12 protein-coding genes and 1 pseudogene are annotated in these 19,685 nt (G+C 69.3%); all 13 read left to right on the top strand.

Annotation, left to right across the window (positions count from 1 at the left end):
* Positions 1 to 2 precede the first annotated feature (2 nt).
* The gene (locus tag A5686_RS09510) at positions 3 to 821 is read left to right on the top strand and encodes a rhomboid-like protein (RefSeq protein WP_067933461.1); all 819 of its coding nucleotides are present in this window, start codon (positions 3 to 5) and stop codon (positions 819 to 821) included.
* Positions 822 to 938: 117 nt separating this feature from the next.
* A complete protein-coding gene (gene pheS, locus A5686_RS09505; protein WP_067933459.1) occupies positions 939 to 1,982 on the top strand; it encodes a phenylalanine--tRNA ligase subunit alpha in 1,044 nt (347 codons plus the stop codon).
* Positions 1,982 to 4,477 carry a phenylalanine--tRNA ligase subunit beta gene (pheT, locus tag A5686_RS09500; RefSeq protein WP_067933457.1) on the top strand — a complete coding sequence of 832 codons (2,496 nt, stop codon included), beginning with the start codon at positions 1,982 to 1,984 and terminating at the stop codon, positions 4,475 to 4,477. Before pheS ends, pheT begins: the two co-directional genes overlap by 1 nt.
* A gap of 30 nt (positions 4,478 to 4,507) precedes the next feature.
* Positions 4,508 to 5,567, top strand: a pseudogene (argC, locus tag A5686_RS09495) (N-acetyl-gamma-glutamyl-phosphate reductase).
* Between the two features lie 164 nt (positions 5,568 to 5,731).
* Positions 5,732 to 6,946 (top strand): bifunctional glutamate N-acetyltransferase/amino-acid acetyltransferase ArgJ, encoded by a 1,215-nt coding sequence (argJ, locus tag A5686_RS09490; protein ID WP_067933453.1) that lies wholly within the window; start codon positions 5,732 to 5,734, stop codon positions 6,944 to 6,946.
* Positions 6,947 to 6,995: 49 nt separating this feature from the next.
* Positions 6,996 to 7,883, top strand: coding sequence for an acetylglutamate kinase (gene argB / locus A5686_RS09485; protein WP_067933451.1), 888 nt, complete (start codon positions 6,996 to 6,998; stop codon positions 7,881 to 7,883).
* Between the two features lie 90 nt (positions 7,884 to 7,973).
* Positions 7,974 to 9,137, top strand: a complete 1,164-nt coding sequence (locus A5686_RS09480; RefSeq protein WP_067933531.1) for an acetylornithine transaminase — start codon at positions 7,974 to 7,976, stop codon at positions 9,135 to 9,137.
* Positions 9,134 to 10,060 (top strand): ornithine carbamoyltransferase, encoded by a 927-nt coding sequence (argF, locus tag A5686_RS09475; protein WP_067933449.1) that lies wholly within the window; start codon positions 9,134 to 9,136, stop codon positions 10,058 to 10,060. Before A5686_RS09480 ends, argF begins: the two co-directional genes overlap by 4 nt.
* Positions 10,057 to 10,551, top strand: a complete 495-nt coding sequence (locus tag A5686_RS09470) for an arginine repressor (RefSeq protein WP_067933447.1) — start codon at positions 10,057 to 10,059, stop codon at positions 10,549 to 10,551. Before argF ends, A5686_RS09470 begins: the two co-directional genes overlap by 4 nt.
* A gap of 26 nt (positions 10,552 to 10,577) precedes the next feature.
* On the top strand, positions 10,578 to 11,795 hold the full coding sequence (locus A5686_RS09465) for an argininosuccinate synthase (protein ID WP_067933445.1): 1,218 nt from the start codon (positions 10,578 to 10,580) through the stop codon (positions 11,793 to 11,795).
* On the top strand, positions 11,792 to 13,210 hold the full coding sequence (argH, locus tag A5686_RS09460) for an argininosuccinate lyase (protein ID WP_067933443.1): 1,419 nt from the start codon (positions 11,792 to 11,794) through the stop codon (positions 13,208 to 13,210). The genes A5686_RS09465 and argH overlap by 4 nt, the downstream gene beginning before the upstream one ends.
* Positions 13,211 to 13,322: 112 nt before the next feature.
* Positions 13,323 to 14,384 carry a type III polyketide synthase gene (locus A5686_RS09455; RefSeq protein WP_067933441.1) on the top strand — a complete coding sequence of 354 codons (1,062 nt, stop codon included), beginning with the start codon at positions 13,323 to 13,325 and terminating at the stop codon, positions 14,382 to 14,384.
* 133 nt (positions 14,385 to 14,517) lie between these two features.
* A partial coding sequence (locus tag A5686_RS09450) for a type I polyketide synthase (protein ID WP_067933440.1) occupies positions 14,518 to 19,685 on the top strand: 5,168 nt, incomplete at its 3' end.

Here is a 19,685-nt window from a genome sequence, read left to right as displayed (position 1 = left end):
CAATGTTAGGGGGCATCGTGTCCCGGCTCGCCCGGGTCCAATTCACGCTGGGGTACGCGGCCCTGCTGCTCGGTATCAGTTGCGCCATCTTGGCCCTCGGCCCGCACGCGCATGATGTCATCGTTGCGCGCGCCAGCACCAACGTGCACAACCTGGCCCACGGCCACCTCGGCACGCTGCTGGGCAGCGCGCTGGTGGTCGATGCCGGACCGCTCTATTTCTGGCTGCCCTTCCTGACCTGCCTGCTGGCGCTGGCCGAGCTCCACCTGCGCACCATCCGGCTGGTGGTGGCCTTCCTCGTCGGCCATATCGGGGCGACGCTGCTGGTGGCCGCCGCGCTGGCCGCATCGGTCGAGTTCGGCTGGTTGCCCTTGTCGATCACCCGGGCCAGCGACGTCGGAATGAGCTACGGCGCGCTGGCCGTCCTCGGCGCGATGACGGCCGTGATTCCGTCCCGTTGGCGGGCCGCCTGGGTCGGTTGGTGGGTATCGGCGGGCATCGTTTCCGCGATCGTCGGCGGTGATTTCACCGATGCCGGTCACACCGTCGCCGTGATCCTCGGCGTACTGGTCTCCGCCCGGTTCCAGCAGCCGATCCACTGGACGCCGGCGCGTTACCTGATGCTGGCGGCGTCGTCGGGGTTCGGCTTCTTGATGCTGGCCCACCACTGGGGCACCCTGGCGGCCACACCGGTGTTCGGCCTCGTCGGCGCCTTCGTCGCCTACCAGCTGGCGAAATTGGCCGGTGGCCGGCGCCTTGCGGCCACGGCGCTCGACGTTGACGACACGCTGGGCGGTCCGCAGCCGGCCGTCGTCGGCTGAGCCTTTCTGTGCCCGGCCGCTGAACAACCGGCCGGGCGCCACGCGTCGAATCACTATGATCAGCACTTGCCGCTGGGCAACTTGCCGCCAACCAACAGCCAAGGAGAGTGTCGCCGCGTGGGTGATCAACCCGTCGACCTGTCGCCCGAAGCCCTGGCCCAAGCGGTCAGCGCGGCCCGGGAGGCCTTCGCGCGCGCCGGCGACCTGGACACACTGGCTCGCGCCAAGACCGAGCACCTCGGCGACCGCTCACCGCTGGCGGTGGCGCGCCAGGCGCTGGGTGGGGTGCCCAAGGACGAACGTGCCGACGCCGGCAAGCGGGTCAACGCCGCCCGAACCGAGGCTCAGCGAGGTTACGACGAGCGGCTCGCGGTTTTGCGCGCCGAACGCGACGCCGCGGTGCTGGTCGCCGAAGGCATCGACGTCACGCTGCCCTCGACGCGGCAGCCGCCCGGCGCCCGGCACCCGATCACCATCCTGGCCGAACACGTCGCGGACACCTTCATCGCCATGGGTTGGGAGCTGGCGGAGGGGCCCGAGGTCGAGGCCGAGCAGTTCAACTTCGACGCGCTCAACTTCCCGGCCGACCACCCCGCCCGCAGCGAACAGGACACCTTCTACATCGCGCCCGACGGTTCCCGGCAACTGCTGCGCACCCACACCTCGCCGGTGCAGGTGCGTGCCCTGCTCGCCCGGGAGTTACCCGTCTACATCGTCTCGATCGGTCGCACATTTCGCACCGACGAACTCGACGCCACCCACACTCCCGTTTTCCACCAGGTCGAGGGCCTGGCGGTGGACCGCGGCCTGACCATGGCACACCTGCGGGGAACGCTGGATGCGTTCGCACGCGCCGAGTTCGGCCCCGAGGCGCGCACCCGGATCCGGCCGCACTTCTTCCCGTTCACCGAACCGTCCGCCGAGGTCGACGTGTGGTTCGTCGGCAAGAAGGGCGGCGCCGGCTGGGTGGAGTGGGGCGGCTGTGGGATGGTGCATCCAAACGTGTTGCGTGCCGCCGGAATTGACCCGGAAGTCTACTCCGGCTTTGCATTCGGCATGGGGCTGGAACGGACGCTGCAGTTCCGCAACGGGATTCCGGACATGCGCGACATGGTCGAGGGCGACGTCCGCTTCTCCCTACCGTTCGGGGTTGGTGCCTGATGCGCGTTCCGTACAGCTGGCTGCGTGAGATCGTGGCGGCCGGCGCGCCGGATTGGGACGTCGCCGCCGCCGAGCTCGAGCAGACGCTGGTGCGCATCGGCCACGAGGTTGAAGAGGTCCTCACCCTCGGGCCGGTCGAGGGCCCGCTGACCGTGGGCAGGGTCACCGCCATCGAAGATCTCACTGGTTTCAAGAAGCCGATCCGGTTCTGTCGCGTCGACGTCGGCGAGGGCAAAGACCGAGAAATAGTCTGTGGCGCAACCAACTTCGCTGTCGGAGATCTTATCGTCGCAGCGCTGCCCGGCACCACACTGCCCGGTGACTTCACAATCACCGCCCGAAAGACATACGGCCGCAACTCCGATGGAATGATCTGTTCGGCAGCCGAACTCGGTTTGGGCGCCGATCATTCCGGGATCCTGGTGCTGCCGCCGGGTACCGCCGAACCTGGAGCCGACGGCGCAGCCGTGTTGGGGCTCGACGACGTCGTCTTCCACCTGGCGATCACGCCCGACCGCGGTTACTGCATGTCGCTGCGCGGCCTGGCCCGCGAGATCGCCGGCGCCTACGACCTGAACTACGTCGATCCCGCCAGCAGCCAGGTGGTCGAGCCGCTGCCGGCCAACGGCGAGGCCTGGCCGCTGACCGTGCAGCCGGCCACCGGCGTTCGGCGATTCGCGCTGCGCCCGGTCATCGGCATCGACCCCGCAGCCGTGTCGCCGTGGTGGCTGCAGCGCCGGCTGCTGTTGTCCGGCATCCGCGCGACCTCTCCGGCGGTCGACGTGACCAACTACGTGATGCTGGAGCTCGGCCACCCCATGCACGCCCACGACCGCAAACGGATCACCGGGAGCTTCGGCGTGCGGTTCGCGCGGCCCGGCGAGACGGTGGTGACCCTCGACGACATCGAGCGCAAACTCGAGCCGGCCGACGTCCTCATCGTCGACGACACGGCGACCACTGCGATCGGCGGCGTGATGGGCGCGGCGAGCACCGAGGTGCGCGCCGATTCGACCGACGTGCTGCTCGAGGCCGCCGTCTGGGACCCCGCCGCCGTCTCGCGCACCCAGCGCAGACTCCATCTGCCCAGCGAAGCCGCCCGGCGCTACGAGCGGGGCGTGGATCCGGCAATCTCGGTGGTCGCGCTGGACCGGTGCGCCACGCTGCTCGCCGACATCGCCGGTGGCGTGGTCTCCGACGGCCTGACCGACTGGCGTGGTGACCCGCCGCGCGACGAATGGTCGCTGCCGCCGATCGAGATCGCCGTCGACCTGCCGGATCGCATCGCGGGGGTGGGCTACGCCCCTGGCACGGTGGCCAAGCGGCTCACCCAGATCGGCGCAGAGGTGGCCGAGCGCGGCGATGCGCTGACGGTGACGCCGCCCAGCTGGCGCCCCGACCTGCTGCAACCCGCCGACCTCGTCGAGGAGGTGTTGCGGCTCGAGGGGCTGGAGGTCATACCGTCGGTGCTGCCGTCGGCCCCGGCCGGGCGCGGTCTGTCCGCCGTGCAAAAGCGCCGCCGCGCCATCGGCAAGTCGCTGGCCCTCTCCGGTTATGTGGAGATCCTGCCGACCCCGTTCTTGCCCGCGGGCGTGTTCGACCTGTGGGGGTTGCCGGCCGACGATCCACGGCGCGCGACCACCAAGGTGCTCAACCCGCTGGAGGCCGACCGTCCGCACCTCGCCACCACGCTGCTGCCCGCCTTGTTGGAAGCCTTGCTGCGCAACGTCTCTCGCGGGCTGGTCGACGTCTCGCTCTACGCCGTGGCGCAGGTGGTCCGGCCAACGGCGGACACCCGCGGGGTGGAGCTCATCCCCGTCGAGCGCCGGCCCACCGAGGCCGAGATCGCCGACCTCGACGCGTCGTTGCCGCGGCAGCCCCAGCACGTCGCCGCGGTGCTGACCGGCCTGCGTGAACAACGCGGACCCTGGGGGCCCGGCCGCCGGGCCGAAGCCGCCGACGCGTTCGAGGCGGTGCGCGTCATCGCCCGCGCCAGCGGAATCGATGTGCGGTTGCGGGCGGCGCAGTACTTGCCGTGGCATCCGGGGCGGTGCGCCCAAGTGCTCGTCGCTGACACCCCGGTCGGTTATGCGGGCCAGCTGCATCCCGCGGTGATCGAGCGCTCCGGGCTGCCCAACGGTACCTGCGCCCTGGAGCTGAACCTGGACGCGATGCCCATCCCGCTGCTGCTGCCCGCGCCCCGGGTGTCGCCGTTCCCGGCCGTCTTCCAGGACGTCAGCCTGGTGGTGCCCGCCCACGTACCTGCTCAGGCGGTGTCCGACGCGGTACGTGAGGGTGCGGGGGAGCTGCTTGAAGACCTTCAGTTGTTCGACGTGTTCACCGGGCCGCAGATCGGCGAGGACCGCAAATCGCTGACCTTCGCGCTGCGGTTCCGTGCACCCGACCGCACGCTCACCGAGGACGAAGCCACTGCGGCCCGCGACGCCGCGGTCCGCCGCGCCGCCGAGGCGGTCGGCGCGGAGCTGCGCGCCTGATGGAATGGATTTGCAAACCACTGCATAACCATGCAGAATCGGCGGAATGGCCGACGGGATGAAGGTGGCGGTTGCCGGTGCCAGCGGCTACGCGGGCGGTGAAATCCTACGCCTGCTGCTCGGGCACCCGGGCTACGCGCACGGGCGCCTGACGATAGGCGCGGTGACCGCGGCCACCAGCGCCGGCAGCACGCTCGGTGAGCACCATCCGCACCTGACACCGCTGGCCGAGCGCGTGGTCGAACCGACCGAGCTCGACGTGCTTGCCGGTCACGACGTCGTATTCCTGGCCTTGCCGCACGGCCATTCGGCCGCGCTGGCCGAACAGCTCGGCAACGACACCCTGATCATCGACTGCGGGGCCGACTTCCGGCTCACCGACCGCTGCGCGTGGGAACGGTTCTACGGATCGCCTCACGCCGGCAGCTGGCCGTACGGGCTGCCGGAGCTGCCCGGCGCGCGCGAGCGGCTGCGCGGCGCCCGCCGCATCGCGGTTCCGGGCTGCTACCCGACCGCGGCGCTGCTGGCGCTGCTGCCCGCGGTAGCCGAGGACCTCATCGAGCCCGCCATCACCGTGGTCGCCGTCAGCGGCACCTCCGGGGCCGGCCGCGCCGCCAAGACCGACCTGCTGGGCGCGGAGGTTATCGGCTCGGCACGGGCCTACAACATCGCCGGGGCGCATCGGCACACCCCCGAGATCGCCCAGGGCCTGGGCGCCGTCACCGGCCGCGACGTGACCGTGTCATTCACGCCGGTGCTCATCCCAACATCGCGTGGCATCCTGGCGACGTGCACCGCGCGCACGCGCGCGCCGCTGTCCCAGCTGCGTGAAGCCTACGAAAAGGTCTATCACACAGAACCTTTCGTATACCTGATGCCAGAAGGACAACTGCCCCGAACCGGGGCCGTGATCGGCAGCAACGCGGCGCACATCGCCGTCGCGGTCGACGAGGCGGCGAGCACGTTCGTGGCGATCGCCGCAATCGACAATCTGGTCAAGGGAACGGCCGGTGCCGCCGTGCAGTCGATGAACGTGGCGCTGGGTTGGCCGGAGACGGAAGGCCTTTCGGTGATCGGGGTGGCGCCATGACGCGCGCCGGTGACGATGGTGCCGGCGTAGCCGGGATCGAAGGGGTGGCGCCATGACGCGCGCCGGTGACGATGGTGCCGGCGTAGCCGGGATCGAAGGAGTGGCGCCATGACGCGCGCCGGTGACGATGGTGCCGGCGTAGCCGGGATCGAAGGAGTGGCGCCATGACACACGCCGCCGCCGAAACGCGGTTGCTGCGCGAACAAGGCGTCACCGCGCCGGCCGGGTTTCGGGCCGCCGGCATCGCCGCCGGGATCAAGGCCTCTGGCAATCGCGACCTTGCCCTGATCTTCAACGAAGGACCCGACTACGCGGCGGCCGGGGTGTTCACCCGCAACAAGATCAAAGCCGCGCCGGTGCTGTGGAGCCAGCAGGTGCTGACCACCGGCGCATTGCGCGCGGTGATCCTCAACTCCGGCGGCGCCAACGCCTGCACCGGACCGGGCGGGTTCCAGGACACGCACGCCACCGCGGAAGCCGTCGCGGCCGCGTTGTCGGACTGGGGAACCGAGACCGGCGCCATCGAGGTCGCGGTGTGCTCGACCGGGTTGATCGGTGACCGGCTGCCGATGGACAAGGTGCTCGCCGGGGTGCGCACGATCGTGCAGGAGATGGCCGGGGGCCTGTCCGGGGGCGTCGAGGCGGCGCAGGCGATCATGACCACCGACACCGTGCCCAAACAGGTTGCGCTGCACCATCCGGACAACTGGACCGTCGGCGCAATGGCCAAGGGCGCCGGCATGCTCGCGCCGTCGTTGGCAACGATGCTCTGCGTCCTCACCACCGACGCCGCCGTCGGCGCCGCGGCGCTGGACTCCGCACTGCGCCACGCCAGCGCCCGCACTTTCGACCGGCTCGACATCGACGGCGCCTGCTCGACCAACGACACGGTGCTGCTGCTCACTTCGGGGGCCAGCGGAATCGCGCCCAGCCAAGCCGACCTCGACCAGGCCGTGGAGCAGGTCTGCGACGACCTGTGCGCCCAGTTGCAGGCCGACGCTGAGGGCGTCACCAAGCGGGTCAACGTCACCGTGCAGGGCGCAGCCTCCGAGGACGACGCTCTGGTTGCCGCGCGGACGATCGCCCGCGACTCCCTGGTCAAGACGGCGGTGTTCGGTTCGGACCCCAACTGGGGCCGGGTGCTCGCCGCCGTCGGCATGGCGCCCATCGCATTGGACCCCGAACGGATCACGGTGTCATTCAATGGCTTTGCCGTCTTCGCCGACGGTGCCGGGGCGCCGGGTGCGCGTGCGGTGGACCTGTCGGGAGCCGACATCGACATCGCGGTCGATCTGGGCCTCGGTGACGGTCGGGTCACCATCCGGACCACCGACCTGTCGCACGGCTACGTCGAAGAGAATTCGGCCTACAGCTCATGAGCCGCGCCGGTGACGATGCAGGACGACGTGATGAGAAGGAGCGGCGCTCATGAGCTCCGCCACCGAAGCGTTGACCACCGCGGTCAAGGCGCAGGTGCTGGCCGAAGCCCTGCCCTGGCTCAAGCAGCTACACGGAAAGATCGTCGTCATCAAGTACGGCGGCAACGCCATGACCGACGACACACTGCGGCACGCCTTCGCCGCCGACATGGCCTTCCTGCGCAACTGCGGCATTCATCCCGTGGTGGTGCACGGCGGCGGCCCCCAGATCAGCACGATGCTGCGCCGGCTCGGCATCCCCGGGGACTTCAAGGGCGGATTCCGGGTCACCACACCGGAAGTGCTCGACGTGGCGCGGATGGTGTTGTTCGGCCAAGTCGGCCGCGAACTGGTCAACCTGATCAACGCCCATGGACCGTATGCCGTCGGCATCACCGGTGAAGACGCCCAGCTGTTCACGGCCGTGCGGCGCAGCGTCACCGTGGACGGCGTGGCCACCGACATCGGCCTGGTCGGAGACGTCGAACGGGTGAACACCGCAGCGGTGCTGGATCTGATTGCCGCACGGCGTATTCCGGTGGTGTCCACGCTGGCCCCGGATGCCGAGGGCGTGGTGCACAACATCAACGCCGACACCGCCGCGGCGGCCCTGGCCGAAGCGCTGCACGCCGAGAAGCTGTTGATGCTCACCGATGTCGAAGGCCTGTACACGAGCTGGCCGGACCGCGGATCGCTGGTCAGCGAAATCGACACTGCCACATTGTCGCAACTACTACCCACGCTAGAGGCGGGCATGATTCCCAAAGTCGAGGCCTGCCTGCGGGCGGTGACCGGGGGTGTGCCGAGCGCGCACGTCATCGACGGGCGGGTCGAACACTGTGTGCTGGTGGAACTTTTCACCAACGACGGCACCGGCACCAAGGTGGTGAGCGCGTGACGGCGACGATGCAGAGCGCAGCGATGAAGAGGAGCGTCACCATTGGCTGAGACCCGCACTGACGCCATCAAGCAGCGGTGGGAAGCCGTGATGATGAACAATTACGGCACCCCGCCGATGGCTTTGGCGAGCGGCGAGGGCGCCCTGGTCACCGATGTGGACGGGAATACCTATCTCGACCTGCTCGGCGGCATCGCGGTCAACGTGCTGGGCCACCGCCACCCGGCGATCATCGAGGCGGTCACCCGGCAGATGTCGACGCTGGGCCACACCTCCAATCTGTACGCGACCGAACCGAGTCTCGCCCTGGCCGAAGAGCTCGTCGCCCTGCTGGGTGCGGGCAACGACACCGGGGCCCCGGCGCGGGTGTTCTTCTGCAACTCCGGAACCGAGGCCAACGAGGTGGCGTTCAAGCTGTCTCGGCTCACCGGACGCACCAAACTGGTTGCCGCACAAGACGCCTTTCATGGGCGAACCATGGGTTCGCTGGCGCTGACCGGTCAGCCGAGCAAGCAGGCGCCGTTCGCGCCGCTGCCCGGCGACGTCACCCATGTGCCCTACGGTGACGTGGACGCCCTCGCCGCCGCGGTCGACGACGCCACCGCCGCCGTGTTTTTGGAGCCGATCATGGGGGAGAGCGGCGTCGTCGTGCCGCCCGAGGGCTACCTCGTGGAAGCGCGTGACATCACGGCGCGGCACGGTGCGCTGCTGGTGCTCGACGAGGTGCAAACCGGGATGGGCCGCACCGGAACGTTTTTCGCCCACCAGCATGACGGCATCACTCCGGACGTGGTGACGCTGGCCAAGGGGCTCGGCGGCGGCCTGCCCATCGGCGCCTGCCTGGCCATCGGCCCGGCGGCCGACCTGATGACCCCCGGCCTGCACGGAAGCACCTTCGGCGGCAACCCGATCTGCGCGGCGGCGGCGCTCGCGGTGCTGCGGGTGCTGGCCGACGAGAACCTGGTCCGGCACGCCGAGGTGCTGGGCAAGTCGTTGCGCCACAACATCGAGGCTTTGTGCCATCCTCTGATCGATCACGTGCGCGGCCGCGGGTTGCTGCAGGGCATGGTGCTGACCGCGCCGCGCGCCAAGGACGCCGAAAACGCCGCACGACGGGCCGGATTCCTCGTCAACGCCGCCGCGCCGGACGTCCTGCGGCTGGCGCCGCCGCTGATCATCACCGATGCGCAAATCGACGGCTTCATCGCCGCGCTGCCGGGAATCCTCGATGAATCTGCCGGAGCCGCAGCATGATTCGACACTTCCTCCGCGACGACGACCTGTCGCCCACTGAGCAGGCCGAGGTGCTGCAGCTTGCCGCCGAACTGAAGAAGGATCCGTTCGGTAGCCGACCGCTGGACGGCCCGCGCGGGGTCGCGGTCCTGTTCGACAAGAATTCCACCCGCACCCGATTCTCGTTCGAGATGGGCATCGCCCAACTCGGCGGGCACGCCGTCGTCGTCGATGCCCGCAGCACCCAGCTGGGCCGCGATGAAACCCTGGCGGACACCGCACGGGTGCTGTCGCGGTACGTCGAGGCCATCGTCTGGCGGACGTTCGGCCAGGAGCGCCTGGAGGCCATGGCCGCGACCGCGACGGTGCCGGTGGTCAACGCGCTCTCCGATGAATTCCATCCCTGCCAGGTGCTTGCCGATCTGCAGACCATCGCCGAGCACAAGGGTGCGCTAACCGGTTTGCGGATGACCTATTTCGGTGATGGGGCCAACAACATGGCCCACTCGCTGATGCTCGGTGGCGTCACGGCCGGCATTCACGTCACCGTCGCGGCCCCGGACGGCTTCGCCCCCGACCCGGTGTTCGTGACCGCGGCCCAACGACGCGCCGAAGCCACCGGCGCCACGGTCATTGTCACCACCGACGCCCAGGCGGCCGCGCGCGGCGCCGACGTCCTGGTCACCGACACCTGGACCTCGATGGGGCAGGAGGACGACGGGCTGGACCGCCTCACACCGTTTCGGCCCTATCAGATCAACGCCCGCCTGCTGTCCCTGGCCGACCCGGAAGCCATTGTGTTGCACTGCCTTCCGGCTCACCGCGGCGACGAGATCACCGACGAGGTGATGGACGGGTCGGCCAGCGTGGTCTGGGACGAGGCCGAAAACCGGTTGCACGCGCAAAAAGCGCTACTGGCGTGGCTGCTGGAGCGGCGCTCATGACTAGGTCGAAGACCACACCCGAAACCACCCGGGCCGGCCGGCAGGCGCGCATCGTGGCCATCCTGTCGTCGGCCGAGGTGCGCAGCCAGAGCGAACTGGCCGCGCTGCTGGCAGACGACGGCATCGATGTCACCCAGGCGACCCTGTCGCGAGACCTGGAAGAGCTGGGTGCGGTGAAGCTGCGCGGGGCCGACGGCGGCGTCGGGGTCTACATGGTTCCCGAGGACGGCAACCCGGTGCGGGGGGTATCGGGCGGCACCGCCAGGCTGTCGCGGCTGCTGAGCGAACTGCTGGTGTCGGCCGATTCCAGCGCCAACCTCGCGGTGCTGCGCACGCCGCCCGGCGCCGCCGACTATCTGGCCAGCGCGATCGACCGCGCGGCGCTACCGTACGTCGTCGGCACCATCGCCGGTGATGACACCGTCTTCGTGGCCGCTCGAGAGCCGATGACCGGCGCCGAGCTGGCCACCACCCTGGAAAAACTCACTTGAGCGTTTCAACCTAAGGAGATTGGTTCATGTCAGAACGCGTCATCCTGGCGTATTCCGGCGGTCTGGACACCTCGGTGGCCATCAGCTGGATCGGCAAGGAGACCGGCCGTGAGGTCGTAGCGGTGGCGATCGACCTCGGCCAGGGCGGCGAAGACATGGAGGTCATTCGCCAGCGGGCTCTGGACTGCGGCGCGGTGGAAGCCGTCGTCGTCGATGCCCGAGACGAATTCGCCGACGACTACTGCCTGCCCACGATCCTGTCCAATGCGCTCTACATGGACCGCTACCCGCTGGTGTCGGCGATCAGCCGGCCGCTGATCGTCAAGCACCTGGTGGCGGCGGCGCGCGAGCACGGCGGCAACATCGTCGCACACGGCTGCACCGGCAAGGGTAACGACCAGGTCCGATTCGAGGTCGGATTCGGTTCGCTGGCACCCGATCTCGAGGTGCTGGCGCCGGTTCGTGATTACGCGTGGACGCGGGAGAAGGCGATCGCGTTCGCCGAAGAGAACGCCATCCCGATCAACGTGACCAAGCGCTCGCCGTTCTCCATCGATCAGAACGTGTGGGGCCGCGCGGTGGAAACGGGTTTCCTGGAACATCTTTGGAACGCGCCCACCAAGGACGTGTACGCCTACACCGAGGACCCCACGCTGAACTGGAGCACGCCGGACGAGGTGATCGTCGGGTTCGAACGCGGCGTGCCGGTGGCGATCGACGGCAAGCCCGTGTCGGTGCTGGGTGCCATCGAGGAACTCAACACCCGTGCGGGCGCCCAGGGCGTGGGCCGGCTCGACGTGGTCGAGGACCGGCTGGTGGGCATCAAGAGCCGCGAGATCTACGAGGCGCCCGGCGCCATGGTGCTCATCACCGCGCACACCGAGCTCGAACACGTCACCCTGGAACGGGAACTGGGCCGGTTCAAGCGGCACACCGATCAGCGTTGGGCCGAGCTGGTTTACGACGGGCTGTGGTATTCACCGCTCAAGGACGCTCTGGAGAGCTTCGTCGCCAGGACCCAGGAGCACGTGTCGGGTGAAGTGCGAATGGTGTTGCACGGGGGCCACATTGCGGTCAACGGCCGGCGCAGCGCGGAGTCACTCTACGACTTCAATCTGGCCACCTACGACGAAGGCGACAGCTTCGATCAGTCGGCGGCCAAGGGTTTCGTCTACGTACACGGGCTGTCCTCGAAGATCGCGTCCCGCCGGGACCAGACGTCAAAGGGCCCGGCCGAAGCGTGAGCACGCGCGAGGGGTCACTGTGGGGCGGGCGGTTCGCCGACGGCCCGTCGGATGCGCTGGCCGCGCTGAGCAAGTCCACCCACTTCGACTGGGTGCTGGCCCCCTACGACATCATCGCCTCGCGGGCCCACACCGTGATCCTGTTCCGGGCCGGGCTGCTGAACGAAGAGCAGCGCGACGGACTGCTGGCGGGCCTCGACCAGCTCGCCGAGGACGTCGCCGACGGCAGCTTCGCGCCTCTGGTCACCGATGAGGACGTGCACGGGGCGCTGGAGCGCGGGCTGATCGACCGGGTAGGACCCGACCTGGGCGGGCGGCTGCGGGCCGGCCGGTCGCGCAACGACCAGGTGGCCACCCTGTTCCGGATGTGGCTGCGCGACGCGGTGCGCCGGGTCGCCACCGCGGCGCTGGAGGTCGTCGGCGCGCTGGCCGCACAGGCCGGGGCCCACCCCGGCGCAATCATGCCGGGCAAGACGCATATGCAGTCCGCACAGCCGGTGCTGCTCGCCCACCACCTGCTGGCGCACGCCCACCCGTTGCTGCGCGACGTCGACCGGATCGTCGACTTCGACCGGCGGGCCGGGGTGTCCCCGTACGGCTCGGGCGCCCTGGCCGGTTCCTCGCTGGGCCTGGACCCCGACGCGATTGCCGCGGAGCTCGGTTTCACCACTGCGGCCGACAACTCCATCGACGCGACAGCCGCCCGGGATTTCGCCGCGGAGGCGGCCTTCGTTTTCGCCATGATCGGTGTCGATTTGTCCCGGCTGGCCGAGGACATCATCCTGTGGAGCTCGACGGAATTCGGCTACGTCACCCTGCACGATTCGTGGTCGACCGGCAGCTCGATCATGCCGCAGAAGAAGAACCCCGACATCGCCGAGCTGGCCAGGGGCAAGTCCGGCCGGCTGATCGGCAACCTGACCGGCCTGCTGGCCACGCTGAAGGCCCAGCCGCTCGCCTACAACCGTGACCTGCAGGAAGACAAGGAACCGGTGTTCGATTCGGTTGCCCAGCTGGAGTTGGTGCTCCCGGCGATGGCCGGGCTCCTGCGCAGCCTGACCTTCGATGTCGAGCGGATGGCCGCCCTGGCCCCGGCCGGCTACACGCTGGCCACCGATATCGCCGAATGGCTGGTGCGCCAGGGGGTGCCGTTCCGGTCCGCGCACGAGGCCGCCGGCGCCGCGGTGCGCGCCGCCGAGCAACGGGCCGTCGGACTCGACGAGCTGACCGACGACGAATTGGCCGCCATCAGCCCCGATCTCACGCCACAGGTACGGGAGGTTTTGACGATCGAAGGCTCGGTGGCCTCACGCGACGCGCGGGGTGGCACCGCGCCGGTTCGCGTCGCCGAGCAGATCGAAACCGTCCTGGCCAGTGCTGATAGGCTCAAAAACCAGCTGCGCGACGACGCTTGAGATGGCTTTGGTTTCCCTGACTAACCGCGACATGCAGAATAGACTTCGGGCTCAGAGCGATCCGGTTGAACGTTTCGGGGCGGGTCCTCGTTGCCAAAAGCGTGGGAGAACAATGAGCGTCATCGCGGGTGTCTTCGGTGCGTTACCACCGCACCGCTACTCGCAGCGTGAACTCACCGATTTTTTCGTCAGCATCCCGGAGTTCGAGGGTTACGAGGACATCGTCCGGCAGCTGCACGCCAGCGCCAAGGTCGGCGGCCGCCACCTGGTGCTGCCGCTGGAGCAGTATCCCGCGCTGACCGACTTCGGCATGGCGAACCGGATCTTCACCGAGCACGCGGTGAAGCTGGGCTGCGAAGCGCTGTCCGGGGCCCTCGACGAGGCGGGACTGCGGCCGCGGGACGTCGACGTGCTCATCACCACCACCGTCACCGGCCTCAGCGTGCCCTCCGTGGACGCCCGGATCGCCGCGCAGCTAGGCCTGCGCGACGATGTGCGCCGGGTGCCGCTGTTCGGCCTGGGCTGCGTCGCCGGCGCCGCGGGTGTGGCCCGCGTGAACGACTACCTGCGCGGTGCGCCGGACGCCGTGGCCGCCCTGATCTCCGTCGAACTCTGCTCGCTGACCTATCCCGGATACACGCCGTCGCTGGCCGGCCTGGTCGGCAGTGCGCTGTTCGCCGACGGGGCCGCGGCGGCGGTGGCCGTCGGCGAGCGGCGCGCCCAACGACTGGACCCCAGCGGGCCAACCATCCTTGACTCGCGCAGCCACCTGTATCCCGATTCGCTGCGCACCATGGGCTTCGACGTGGGCGCCACCGGCTTCGAGCTGGTGCTGTCCAAGGACGTCGCGGCCGTCGTCGAGCAATACATCGAAGCCGATGTCACCGAGTTCCTGGGGGCACACGGCCTGACCACGGCCGACATCGGGGCCTTCGTGAGCCACCCCGGCGGGCCCAAGGTCATCGAGGCGATCAACGCGGCGCTCGGCCTGCCGCCGGAGGCACTCGAACTCACCTGGCGTTCACTCGGGGAGATCGGCAACCTCTCGTCGGCGTCGGTGTTGCACGTGCTGCGCGACACCATGGCCAAGCCGCCGCCGAGCGAAAGCCCCGGTCTGATGCTCGCGATGGGCCCGGGATTCTGTTCCGAATTGGTGTTGTTGCGTTGGCATTGATTTTTCGCCCGTGCACTTCCACCGCAAGGCGTCGCTTTTTGGACTTTGAGAGTTTGTGGCGATGGGACCGTTGTTGTTGTGGGACAGACCCGTCGCGAAGTATCGCTGTGAGTGACACGAGAGGCCGCCTTCGATGAACGGCAACAACGAAGAGCTGATCAAGGCTCTTCGCCAATCGCTGAAAGAAACCGAACGGCTCAAGCGCGAGAACCGCCAGTACCTGGCCCTGTTAGCGGAAAAAGCGACCGAACCGGTAGCGGTGGTCGGCATGGGCTGCCGGTACCCCGGCGGGGTGAATTCTCCAGAGGCGTTGTGGCAGATGGTGGTTGACGGCCGGGATGTGGTCTCGGAGTTTCCCACCGACCGAGGTTGGAACTTGGCCGGTCTGTTCGACGCGGATCCCGACGCCGTAGGCAAGTCCTACGCGCGCTGCGGTGGTTTCCTCTCGGATATGGCCGATTTCGATGCCGCATTCTTCGGGATCGCCCCCAGCGAGGCGCTCGCCATGGACCCGCAACAGCGCCTGTTGCTCGAGGTGTCCTGGGAGGCGTTGGAGCGGGCCGGGATTGACCCCGTCACCCTGCGCGGCTCGGCGACCGGTGTGTTCGCCGGGATATTCCACGGCTCCTACGGGGGTCAGGGTCGGGTCCCCGGGCACCTGGAGCGATATGGTCTGCGCGGATCCACGCTCAGCGTGGCCTCGGGCCGGGTGGCCTATTCGCTGGGGCTGGAGGGCCCGGCGGTCTCGGTGGACACGGCCTGTTCGTCGTCGTTGGTGGCCCTGCACCTGGCGGCGCAGTCGTTGCGTTCCGGCGAGTGCGACCTGGCATTGGCCGGTGGAGTGACGGTGATGGCCACACCCGCCATGTTCATCGAGTTCAGCCGGCAACGCGCCCTGGCCGCAGACGGTCGATGCAAGGCATACGCGGGTGCCGCCGACGGCACCGGGTTTTCCGAAGGTGTCGGTGTGCTGGCGCTGGAGCGCCTAGCGGATGCCCGGCGACACGGGCATCCGGTGCTGGCCCTGGTGCGCGGGTCCGCAGTGAATCAGGACGGCGCGTCCAATGGCCTTGCGACGCCCAACGGGCCGTCGCAGCAACGGGTGATCCGGGCGGCGCTGGCCAATGCGCGGCTGGGCGCGGCCGATGTCGATCTGGTCGAGGGTCACGGCACCGGCACCACCCTCGGGGATCCCATTGAAGCCCAAGCGGTTCTGGCGACCTACGGGCAGGACCGTCCGGCCGATCAGCCGCTGTGGCTGGGCTCGATCAAATCGAACATGGGCCATACCTCGGCGGCCGCCGGTGCCGGCGGGGTGATCAAGATGGTACAGGCGATCCGGCACGGGGTGATGCCCAAGACGCTGCACGTGAATGAGCCTACGCCGCACGTGGATTGGACGGCCGGGGCGGTGTCGCTGCTGACCGAGCAGCGGCCCTGGCCGGCGGTCGACCGGCCGCGTCGCGCGGGCGTCTCCTCCTTCGGCATCAGCGGCACCAATGCGCACGTCATCGTGGAGCAGTATGTCCCGGAGCCCGAAAGCGTCACGCGGGCAGGCGATGACGTGGTGGTCCCGTGGGTGCTCTCGGCCCGCTCGAGTGAGGCGCTGGCCAACCAGGCGGCACGGCTGCTGGCCCGCGTGAAAGCCGATCCCGGGGTGCGGGTGTTGGACGTGGGCTGGTCGCTCGTCGCGACGCGGTCGAGCTTCGAGCATCGGGCGGTCGTCGTAGGCGCAGACGGGGCGCAATTGCTGCGTGGACTGACGGCATTGGCTGCCGGTGAGCAGGGTGCGGGCCTGGTGACGGGCCGGGCGCAGCCGGTGGGCAAGACCGTGTTGGTGTTCCCCGGCCAAGGTTCGCAATGGGCCGGCATGGGCGCCCAATTACTGGACAGTTCAACGGTGTTCGCCGAGCACCTACAGCGCTGCGCTGACGCGCTCGCCGAATACGTCGACTGGTCGCTGATCGACGTGATCCGCGGCGCACCGGACGCCCCGGGATTGGACCGGGTGGACGTGGTGCAACCGGCGTTGTGGGCGGTGATGGTGTCGCTGGCCGAACTGTGGCGCTCGGTCGGCGTGGTTCCCGATGCGGTGATCGGCCATTCGCAGGGCGAAATCGCGGCGGCCTACGTGGCGGGGGCGTTGTCATTGGAAGACGCCGCCCGGGTCGTCGCGCAGCGCAGTCGGCTGCTCGTGCGGCTGTCGGGCCGGGGCGGCATGGTCTCGTTGGCGTGCAGTCTGCCGCGCGTCGAGCGGCTGATCGCCGGCTGGGGCGAGCGACTGAACATTGCAACCGTCAACGGTGTTGCGGCGGTGGTGGTGTCCGGCGAGGTGGATGCGCTGGCCGAACTGATACAACGTAGCGAGGCCGACAACGTCCGCGCCCGCCGGATCGACGTCGACTACGCATCGCATTCCGCACAGGTCGACGCGATCCGCGAGCCGCTCGCCGACGCGCTGCGCGGCCTCGAGCCGCGGTCCTCCGCGGTCGCCTTCTTCTCGACGGTCACCGGCGAGCCGATGGACACTGCGGGACTGAACGCCGACTACTGGTTCCAAAGCATCCGGCGCACCGTGCAATTCGAGCGGGCGGTGCGCAGCGCGTGCGAAGCGGGCTATCAGGTGTTCATCGAATCCAGCCCACATCCCGTACTGATGGCGGCCATCGAAGAAACCATGCCAGACAGCGAGCGGGCCTGCGCCATCCCGTCGCTCGGCCGCGACGACGGCGGCCTGGACCGCTTCTGGCTCTCGGTCGCGCAGGCCCACGTTGCGGGCGTGACCGTAGACTGGCGCGCCGCGATGGCCGGCCTGGGTGGCCGGACCGTTGACTTGCCGACATACGGGTTTGTCCGGCAACACTTTTGGCTTCCCGGTGGGTCGGCGGGGTCGCAAGATGTCGGCACCCTGGGCCTGGTCGCCGCCGGGCACGGGTTGCTCGGTGCCGTGGTACCACGGCCCGATTCCGGTGGTGTGGTGCTGACGGGCCGGTTGTCGACGGCGGACCACCAGTGGCTGGCCGATCACGCGGTGGGCGAGACCGTGTTGTTTCCAGGGGCCGGATTCGTCGAACTGGCCATCCGCGCGGGCGATGAGGTCGGTTGTGGGGTGCTCGACGAGTTGACCTTGTCGGCTCCGCTGCTGTTGTCCCGGGCCGAGGGCGTACGTGTACAGCTGGTGGTCGGCGCACCCGACGAGTCGGGCATGCGGCGGGTGTCGGTGTATTCCGCCGACGCCCAGCCGGATTCGGATTGGATGCTGCATGCCGAGGGCGCGTTGCGGCCCGGCACCGTCACGGCGGCCGCCGACTTGTCGGTCTGGCCGCCCGCCGGCGCGACCGCGGTGGACATCACCGGCGCCTACGCGCGGCTGGCGCAGCGGGGCTACCAATACGGCGGCGCCTTCCAGGGTCTGCGGGCCGTGTGGCAGCGCGGGGACGAGATCTTCGCCGAGGTCGGCGTGCCCGAGGCCGGCGCCCAGGACGGCGGCTTCGGAGTACACCCTGTGCTCCTGGATGCCGCGTTGCAGGCGATCGTTGTCGCCGCCGAGCAAGCCCAGACCGTGTTGCCGTTCTCGTGGCAGGGCGTGTCGTTGCACGCGTCGGGTGCGACGCGGGCGCGGGTCCGGATTGCGCCGGCCGGCGCCGGCTCGGTCTCCGTGGAACTGGCCGACGGGACGGGACTTCCGGTGCTCACGGTGCGATCGTTGGCCATGCGCCCAGTCTCGGCCGAGCAGTTGACGGCCGCTGCTCCCGCACAGCGCACCGGGGGATTGCTCGACGTGACGTGGTCGCCGATCGCGTTGGGCGGCGGCGGCGCGGGTGGCGCCGAGGTGACGGTGTGGGAGCTGGGCGATCATGGCGGTGACGTGGTCAAGGCGGTGCACGCCGCGGCCACCGAGATATTGGCGACGCTGCAATCTCGCCTGGGCGACGAAAGCAGCGCGCTGCTGGCCGTGCAGACCCGGGGTGCGGTCGCCCTTGCCGGGGAAGACGTTTCGGACCTGGCCGGCGCCGCGGTGTGGGGCCTGGTGCGGTCGGCGCAAGCCGAGCACCCGGGCAGGATGGTGCTGATCGACTCGGACGGCTCCGTGGACGCCGGCGCGGTGATCGATTGTGGCGAGCCGCAGGTGGTGGTCCGTCAGGGTGTGGCGTATGCGGCGCGGTTACGGCCCGTGCGCCCTGCGATCGGACTGCCTTCGGCGGGCTGGCGCCTGGATGCCGGCGGCGAGGGAACACTGGAAGACATTGTCGTAAGCCCCTGTCCGCGGACCGAATTGACCGGTGGCCAGGTCCGGGTGGCGGTGGCCGCCGTCGGGGTGAACTTCCGCGACGTCTTGGTGGCCCTCGGGATGTATCCGGGCGGTGGCCGGCTGGGCGCCGAGGGCTCCGGCGTGGTCGTCGAGGTGGGGCCCGGCGTAACCGGTCTGGCCGTCGGTGATGCCGTGATGGGCTTGCTGGGCGTCGTCGGTTCCGAGGCAGTGGTGGATCAGCGCGTCCTGACACCGGTGCCGTCGGGACTGTCGCTGATCTCGGCCGCCGGCGTGCCGGTGGTCTTCCTGACCGCGCTGTACGGGCTGTCCGTGCTGGGCGGGTTGCGCGCCGGCGAGCGGGTTTTGGTGCACACCGCCACCGGGGGGGTGGGCATGGCCGCGGTGCAGCTCGCGCGGCACTGGGGCGCCGAGGTGTTCGTCACCGCCAGCCGTGGTAAGTGGGACACCCTGCGCGCCATGGGTTTCGATGACGATCACATCGGCGACTCGCGCACGACGGAATTCGAGGCTAAATTCGCGAAGTTCATGGCGGCCACCGACCGACCCGGGTTCGACGTCGTGCTCAATTCCCTGGCCGGCGAGTTCACCGACGCGTCGTTGCGTTTATTGGCACCGGGCGGGCGATTCATCGAAATGGGCAAGACCGATGTGCGCGATCCGCGGGTCGTCGCCGACCGATATCGGGGCGCGGCGTATCAAGCGTTCGACCTGATGGAGGCCGGTCCGGATCGCACCGCGGCCATGCTGGCAGAGATCGTGGCACTGTTGGCCGATGGCGCCTTGAAACCGTTGCCGCTGAAGACCTTTGACGTTCGCTGCGCCTCGGCTGCCTATCGGTATGTCAGTCAGGCTCGCCACATCGGCAAGGTCGCGCTGACGGTCGGGTCGGGTCCCGGTGAGGTGCTCAGTGGCTGCGGTGGCGGGCTGGCGGGGGGCAGCGTGGTGATCACCGGTGGCACCGGTATGGCCGGTTCGGCTGACCAGCACCACGTGGGCCACTCGGTAACGGTCAACGAGGTGGCGGGCCA

This window comes from Mycobacterium sp. E2479 (assembly GCF_001667925.1).
Classification (GTDB): Bacteria; Actinomycetota; Actinomycetes; order Mycobacteriales; family Mycobacteriaceae; genus Mycobacterium.
The sequence above is the reverse complement of the archived record's forward strand: the minus strand, read 5'-3'. Positions and strand labels throughout refer to the sequence as shown.